Source organism: Lacicoccus kunmingensis DSM 17847 (assembly GCF_059568765.1).
On sequence record NZ_JCANUC010000012.1, the window covers coordinates 83840 to 90967 of the forward strand.

General features: G+C 42.4%; 10 protein-coding genes. 4 read left to right on the forward strand and 6 right to left on the reverse strand.

Annotation, left to right across the window (positions count from 1 at the left end; genetic code table 11):
- The 5 genes from accC to BO48_RS11690 all read right to left on the reverse strand — a co-directional run bounded on the left by accC (window position 1) and on the right by BO48_RS11690 (window position 4543).
- Entirely contained in the window at window positions 1-1350 is a 1350-nt protein-coding gene (gene accC / locus BO48_RS11670) for an acetyl-CoA carboxylase biotin carboxylase subunit (protein WP_496367626.1), read from the reverse strand.
- A 1-nt stretch (window position 1351) separates the two neighbouring features.
- The gene (locus tag BO48_RS11675) at window positions 1352-1780 is read right to left on the reverse strand and encodes an acetyl-CoA carboxylase biotin carboxyl carrier protein (protein WP_496367627.1); all 429 of its coding nucleotides are present in this window, start codon (window positions 1778-1780) and stop codon (window positions 1352-1354) included.
- A gap of 2 nt (window positions 1781-1782) precedes the next feature.
- On the reverse strand, window positions 1783-2769 hold the full coding sequence (locus BO48_RS11680) for a 5-oxoprolinase subunit C family protein (protein WP_496367628.1): 987 nt from the start codon (window positions 2767-2769) through the stop codon (window positions 1783-1785).
- Entirely contained in the window at window positions 2769-3488 is a 720-nt protein-coding gene (gene pxpB, locus BO48_RS11685; protein WP_496367629.1) for a 5-oxoprolinase subunit PxpB, read from the reverse strand. Before pxpB ends, BO48_RS11680 begins: the two co-directional genes overlap by 1 nt.
- A 143-nt stretch (window positions 3489-3631) precedes the next feature.
- On the reverse strand, window positions 3632-4543 hold the full coding sequence (locus BO48_RS11690) for an arsenic resistance protein (protein ID WP_496367630.1): 912 nt from the start codon (window positions 4541-4543) through the stop codon (window positions 3632-3634).
- A 120-nt stretch (window positions 4544-4663) separates the two neighbouring features.
- On the opposite strand from BO48_RS11690, the gene BO48_RS11695 reads away from it, so the two are divergent.
- Both BO48_RS11695 and BO48_RS11700 read left to right on the forward strand, forming a co-directional pair.
- Window positions 4664-5341: a pseudouridine synthase gene (locus BO48_RS11695; protein WP_496367631.1), complete on the forward strand. Its 678-nt coding sequence runs from the start codon at window positions 4664-4666 to the stop codon at window positions 5339-5341.
- Between the two features lie 86 nt (window positions 5342-5427).
- Window positions 5428-6105 carry an RluA family pseudouridine synthase gene (locus BO48_RS11700; RefSeq protein ID WP_496367632.1) on the forward strand — a complete coding sequence of 226 codons (678 nt, stop codon included), beginning with the start codon at window positions 5428-5430 and terminating at the stop codon, window positions 6103-6105.
- 59 nt (window positions 6106-6164) lie between these two features.
- Here the strand turns inward: BO48_RS11700 and BO48_RS11705 are convergent, their stop codons facing one another.
- Window positions 6165-6641 carry a nucleoside deaminase gene (locus tag BO48_RS11705; protein ID WP_496367633.1) on the reverse strand — a complete coding sequence of 159 codons (477 nt, stop codon included), beginning with the start codon at window positions 6639-6641 and terminating at the stop codon, window positions 6165-6167.
- Window positions 6642-6738: 97 nt separating this feature from the next.
- Between BO48_RS11705 and BO48_RS11710 the strand changes: the two genes are divergently transcribed.
- Together BO48_RS11710 and BO48_RS11715 are read left to right on the forward strand one after the other, a co-directional pair.
- On the forward strand, window positions 6739-6942 hold the full coding sequence (locus BO48_RS11710; RefSeq protein WP_496367634.1) for a MerR family transcriptional regulator: 204 nt from the start codon (window positions 6739-6741) through the stop codon (window positions 6940-6942).
- Between the two features lie 70 nt (window positions 6943-7012).
- The coding region (locus BO48_RS11715) for a helix-turn-helix domain-containing protein (protein ID WP_496367640.1) at window positions 7013-7128 on the forward strand (116 nt) is incomplete at its 3' end.

Consider the following 7128-nt stretch of genomic DNA (forward strand, 5'->3'; position numbering starts at 1 on the left):
CTAGTCTTCAATAATTTTATTGCGTTGTAAAAACTTGATATCCACTAAATTGTCAATGTAATTCGGATGCTGCATAAGATAATACTGAAAATCAAGGTTTGTTTTCAGCGGACCGATGACCGTCTCATCAAGAACGAGCGTCATCTTATCAATCGCTTCCTGTCTGTCCTTACCGCTGACAATCACTTTGGCTATCATCGAATCATAGTTCGGTGGAATCTTATACCCCGGATACACTGCCGTATCTACACGGACATTCCGTCCAAGTGAGAAGTGCAGCATTTCAACCTTCCCGGGCGCGGGCTGGAAATTCTTTTCAGGATCCTCTGCATTGATGCGGGTTTCAATCGCAAAGCCGTTAATACCAATGTCCTCCTGACTAATATTCAGTTCGTTGAACAGCGCGACTTCCACCTGCAGCCGGACGATGTCGACACCTGTGATTTCCTCTGTAACCGTGTGCTCAACCTGGACACGCGTATTCATTTCTATAAAATAAAACTCATCTTCCTCTTCAACATACAAATACTCGACTGTACCCGCGCCGCCGTAATTAAGTTCAGCGATCGCCTTCCTCGTCGTTTCAGTGATGAATTTTCTCGATTCGCCGGATAAAATATGTGCCGGCGCTTCTTCAATCAGCTTTTGATTATTACGCTGAATCGAACAGTCTCTTTCGTATAAATGAACCGCGCCGCCATTGCCGTCTCCGACAACCTGGACTTCGATATGCCTTGCTTTGGAAATATATTTTTCTACATAAATCCTATCATCATTAAATGCATTTTTAGCTTCTTTTTTTGCTTCCTTGTAACTTTTTTCGAGAGAGGCTTCATCATGGACAAAACGCATCCCTTTACCGCCGCCGCCTGATACCGCTTTGATGACGACAGGATAGCCTATGGTTTTAATGACTGCCCTGACTGACTCAAGGCTGTCGACAACCCCGTCACTTCCCGGGATGACAGGGACTCCCGCTTCTTTCATCGTACTCCGTGCCTCGGCTTTATCACCCATTTTCTGCATGATTTTAGAAGTGGGGCCGATAAAAGTAATTCCGTTTTCTTCACATCGTTTTGCAAATTCTGGTGTTTCAGATAAAAACCCGTAACCCGGATGAACCGCATCTGCTTTACTGATTTCTGCAGCAGTGAGTATCCGGTCTATATTCAAGTAGCTCTCGTTACTCGGCGGCGGACCGATGCAAAGTGCTTCGTCCGCCAGGGCGACGTGAAGGCTGTCCTTGTCAGCCGTAGAATATACAGCGACGCTTTTTATGTTCATTTCCTTTAAAGTCCGTATGATCCTTACTGCGATTTCACCGCGGTTTGCAATCAGAACTTTTTTCATATTATTCACCCTCTTTGCGCACAGTCATCAGCACCTGGTCATACTCGACAGTGTCACCATTTCCCACTAGGATTTCTTCAATGACACCGGAATGATCGGCATTAACGTCATTGAATACTTTCATTGCTTCGATGATGCCGACTTGATCACCTTTTTTGACAGTGTCACCTTTATTGACAAAGTTTTCATCAGAGCCTTCCTCTTTCTGCATATAGAAAGTACCTACCTGGGGCGCTTTAATTTCAAGTGTTCCAGGCTTATCCTCACCGGTGCCGCCAGAACTCTGTTCAGAACCCGCCGCCGGTGATGACGACTGTACCACACCTCCCTTTTCAATATGGATTTTCACTCCTTTTTCTTCGATCTTCAGTTTTGTAAGCTCTTCATCTTTGAACAGTTTAATAAGTTCCTTCACTTTTTTAACGTTCATAATTATACCCCCATCAGTTTTGATATTTTTAAAGAAGTATGACGGCGGACTGACGTGAAATCACGTATATCCTCAAAATATTCCCCGGAATCAATTTTTGCCAATTCCTCTTTATATATCTTTGTTGCTTCATCTACATCAATCTCTTCAAAGGTAAGTGTTTCTCCCGGCGATTTTTGTACCAGCTTCGGAATATCGGCAAGTGCCACAGTCGCAATACGTACATATCCTCCCGCAGTCTGCCTGTCATTGAGCAGAATGATGGGCTGTCCGTTTTTCGGTACCTGTATGCTGCCGAGCTGAGTCGGTTCACTGAGTACATCATGCCCTTCATCAGTGTCGAGCTCAGGACCATCCAGACGAATACCCATCCGGTCACTGTCTTTTGTAATTGTATACTCAGAGTTGAACAGTTTTCTCTGCACATCCTCTTTAAAGCGTTCATATTGCTGGCCCGGTATGATACGGATGTTATTATCACTTTCAAATGCTTTGATTTTCTTCATACCATCTGAAAAATCACCGCCGAGTGTCTTTAAAACATCACCGCTCTTTATAGTTCTGCCTTTGAAACCACCGATGCCGCTTCTGGTATGTGTTGATCTGCTGCCGAGTATCTCCGGAACATCAAAACCCCCGAGAACTGCGAGATATGTCCTCGATCCGTTTTCACACTTGCCAATTTTCAGAGTCTCACCTTTCATCACTTTTATGACGATGCCGTGACTGTAATTATTACCTTCAATTGTTATCGGTGCTTCTGCACCGGATGTTGAAATCATCGTGTCTTTCTCTACAAGCAGTTCAACGCCCTGAAGCGTCATCTCGAGGACTGCCGCATCATCTTCATTCCCAAGAAGACGGTTGGCCAATTGATAGGCTCTGTAATCCAATACCCCTGAAGGGGAGAAACCAAAGGTCTGATAAGAAAACCGGCCGGCATCCTGGATTGTTGAGAACATTCCTGGATTTAATACTTTAAAAGTCATTACTTTGCCTCCCTGCTCGTGATTTTCACTTCATAATCATTATTTTCCACCTGTTGCTGCAACTGCTTGTATTCTTCTTCGTCAATGGACCGGTAAATGATTCTGTCTCCCGCTTCATATAAGATTTGCGGGTCTCTCTTTTCATCAAATAAAGGAATCGGTGTGCGCCCGAGCAGATTCCAGCCGCCCGGTGAAGTGAATGGATACATGCCGGTCTGTTTGCCGCCGATTCCGACAGAGCCTGCAGGGATACTCGTTCTTGGGTTATCGAGACGGTCTTTGAATAATCGTTCATCGAGACCTCCCAGATAAGGGAACCCCGGCATGAACCCAAGCATATACACGAGATATTCCGTGTCGCTGTGAAGTTCAATGACTTCTTTCGGTGAGAGTCCGTTGTCATCGAACAGCTCCAGATCCGGACCGTACTCTCCGCCGTAACAGACCGGGATTTCAACCAGATTATACTCAAAAGTACGACTGTCCAGTTTGTCCAAGTCTATTTCCTTTAAAACATCCTCTACATCTTCACCATTTGTTTGGAAAATATCATAGTAGATTATCAGGCTCGTGTAGGAAATGACGATTTCTGATACACCGTCCATTTCCATTCCTTCCAGTTCATTTTTTAAATGGACCAATTGCTTATTGATATCTTCATTGATTTCATCTCCGAGGTAAACGGTTACAGAATTCTCGGAGTATCTTTTTATATCCAATCGTATACACCCCTTTGACTGTTGCTTTTTTAATGCCCTAATTCTATCACATTATTCAGTATATTATGATTATGCATAAAAAATTAATTATATATTCATCACAAATAAAGACACCTGTCAGCTTTCACTGAATAGGTGCTTTTTCACATTCTGATCTGCATTATACGGCTTGTCACGGCAAGTACCGGTATCTCTATTAACGGTCCGATGATCAATGCCAGAGTGATGATCGGCATATCATCAAAGACCACGACAGCGATAGCAAGTGCAAGGGGAGAATTCCTTGCCATTATTGTCATGACAAGACTGACGGTGTCCCGGTAATTGAACTTGAATATTTTCGCCGTCAATTTTCCGATTATGAAATTAATTATGAAAAACAACAATATCGGCATGATTATTATTTGAAGCAGATTCAAATTGTTGAACAGCGTCTCTCTTTCAGAGGCAAATATTGAAAGTACTGCGAGACTCAAAACCAGGGGGTTTACTGCAGACATACGCTGCAGGAATCCTCCGGGAAATATCAGTTTTACAACTGCTGCAAGCCCGAGCGGAATAATCAGTGTCAAAATCATTGAAAAAACAACACTAAATGACACCCATTCAAAAACACCGAAAAATAAATAGATATACACTGGCAGAAGAATAATCTGCAGAATGAAGTTTATTGGCAATATCGTCGTGGATAGGGCGGTATTACCTTTCGTAAGATTCGTAAATACTATATACCAGTCCGTACATGGAGTGACGAGGAGCATGATCAGCCCCAGCCATAAAACAGGCTGATCTGCTAAAAATATATAACCCAGCAGATAGGCAAGTACTGGCGTCCATATGAAGTTTATAGCAAGTGATATTAAATTAAATTTATAGTTCTTTATTGATGATGGAATATCTCTGAAGGGCACATCAAGAAATATCAGGAATAATAACGCCATTAATAACGGCATGACCAATATGCCGAGAGCGGCCGAAATCCATTCATACTGCCCAATGAAAAGTGCAACGCCCATCATTATTAAAATAAAAACTGGAGACAGTCGGTCCAACAATTTATATCATCCTTCTTCTGAATAATCTCTGAAATTTTACTTTTATGTTATAAATTCATGAAATAGGGAATTTATTTAATACTGATATATAAGTGAAAAAGAGTAAAGGAGAGTGCATCAATGGATACTAATATTTTATATGAGGATGACCATCTTCTCATCATTGAAAAATCTGCCATCATCCCATCATATATTGAAGGCACAGAAGCTGAAGATTTACTGAATGCGCTGAAAGAACATATGAAAAAAAGTAATGCTGAAAGTGATGAACTATTCCCTGAAGCTGATGAAATACTCGGCAGTCCGATAGGCGGCGCCGCCGTATTCGCTAAAAATGCCGATACGGCCTCTTCTTTAAAGCATGATAATGAAAAAGGCAAGGTGACCAGGAAGTACAGGGCGATTGTCCGCGGTAAGATGCCGAAAGACGAAGATACTTTAACGGATTATCTCCATAAAAATACTGAAGATAATTCATTCACCATTACCGATGAAAAGGATGAAAATGCAATAAAAAGTGTGCTTCATTACAAAGTCATCGACAGAGATCCGGAAGATGACCTGACTCTCATGGAAATCGAGATGGAGCAGGGCTATTCGTACCATATCAGAGTACAGCTTGCCAACATCGGCAATGTGCTTCATGGCGATACGAACTACGGCCAGCACTATAACAAGGTCGGTCAGCCAATCGCCTTATGGTCCTACAGCGTCGATGTCAGACACCCGGACAAAGAAATCCCGACTGCTGTAGAGTCCACTCCGCCCGATGAAGCACCTTGGAATCATTTCTACTAATGATGCACCGCATGACATCTGTTTTCATCTTTCATATAAATTATCGGATGATATAATATGATGAAGATGTAAAAGGAGAGTACACCATGCATATTAATGTTTTATATGAAGATAATCATCTGCTGGTCGTGGAGAAACCCGTCAACATCCCGGTGCAGGAAGATGTTTCAGGAGATAAAGATCTGCTCAATATTTTGAAAGCCTATATAAAAGAACATGAAAACAAACCAGGAAATGTCTATCTTGGACTTGTACACAGGCTTGACCGGCCGGTCGGCGGGGCAATCGTTTTTGCCAAAACCTCCAAAGCCGCTTCCAGACTATCGGATCAGCTTAGACAGAATAAGATAGTGAGAAAATATAAAGCCGTTGTGCGCGGGCGGGTATCACCGTCTCAAGACACGCGGACCGATTACTTGTTTAAAAATCGCAAGAAGAACACAGTCACCGTTGTCGATAAAAATAAAAAAGATGCTAAAAAAGCAATACTTCATTATAAGGTGCTCGGCAGTGATAAAAAAAGCAGCCTGTCCCTGCTTGAAATAGAGCTTGAAACAGGGCGCTCCCATCAGATCCGTGTACAGCTTGCCAATATGGGCAATGTTTTATACGGTGATCAGAAATATGGCCAAAGCCAGAACAAAGTCGGCCAGCAGATTGCTCTGTGGGCGTATACATTGGAAGTTAAACATCCGACTAAAGATGAAATCATTTCCGTTGAATGTCCGCCGCCTGACAAAGCACCCTGGAGCAATTTCCATTAAAAATTCAATTTTTAAGAGGCAGCGTATATGCTGCCTCTTTTTCTTTGATAAACCTCTCTTCAGCGCCGGTGGTATTTATATTGCAGTGCCTTCACTTCTTCTGACAATTTTTCATCCGGTCCGTCCACCTGTACCCCGTTTAATACTTCAGTGATGGATAGTCCTTTTAACAAACCGGATTCCAGGCCCATTTCTTTATGCCACTCTTTTAACTGCTTGCTGGAACTCGCATAGACGATTCTGCCGAGCCCGACGAGACCGTGGGCAGAAGCACACATCGAACAATGTTCCCCGGAAGTATATACAACCGCTTCTTTCCTTTCTGCCTCTGACAGGTTGTTCACTGACCATTTGGCAATTTCAAATTCCGGATGACGTGTGTTGTCACCTTCTGCATCCCTGTTATGGTCTTCAAATAAAACCTCATCATCTTTTGAAACGAGAATGGAACCGAAAGGAGAATTTCCTTTTTCCAAAGCTTCAGCCGCGAGTTCAACACTCCTCTCGAGGTATTCTCTATCTTTGTCCGTAATCATAATCAGCCTCCTCATTCATTTAACAATACTATAACAAATTAACACTTGCGGCTGCCGTAACGTTATCCATTAAAATGAAACCAAGGAGATGATACAGATGTATACAATTACAGAATTCAGTACAAAAACAGGGGTATCCAACCGTACACTGAGATTTTACGAAGAGTTGGGACTGCTTATGCCAAAAGATAGGAATACAAGCGGTCACAGAATATACGGCATGGATGAATTATCCAGACTGCAGTTCATCCAATCTTTGAAATTTATCGGTGGATTTTATAATGAACTTAGCCACCTTTGATACAAAAAACGCCATGTGAATTTCATGTTATATTGAAGTTAGCAGACTCTCAATAAAGGAATGAAATCACATGACGCAATTTCATGATAACACTGAATCCATCAAAGACAAACACCTCACCAAAGATGAACGGGCCCAAATCGAGGTGTTAAAGAAAGAAAAATACTCCAACCGTGCGATTGCCCG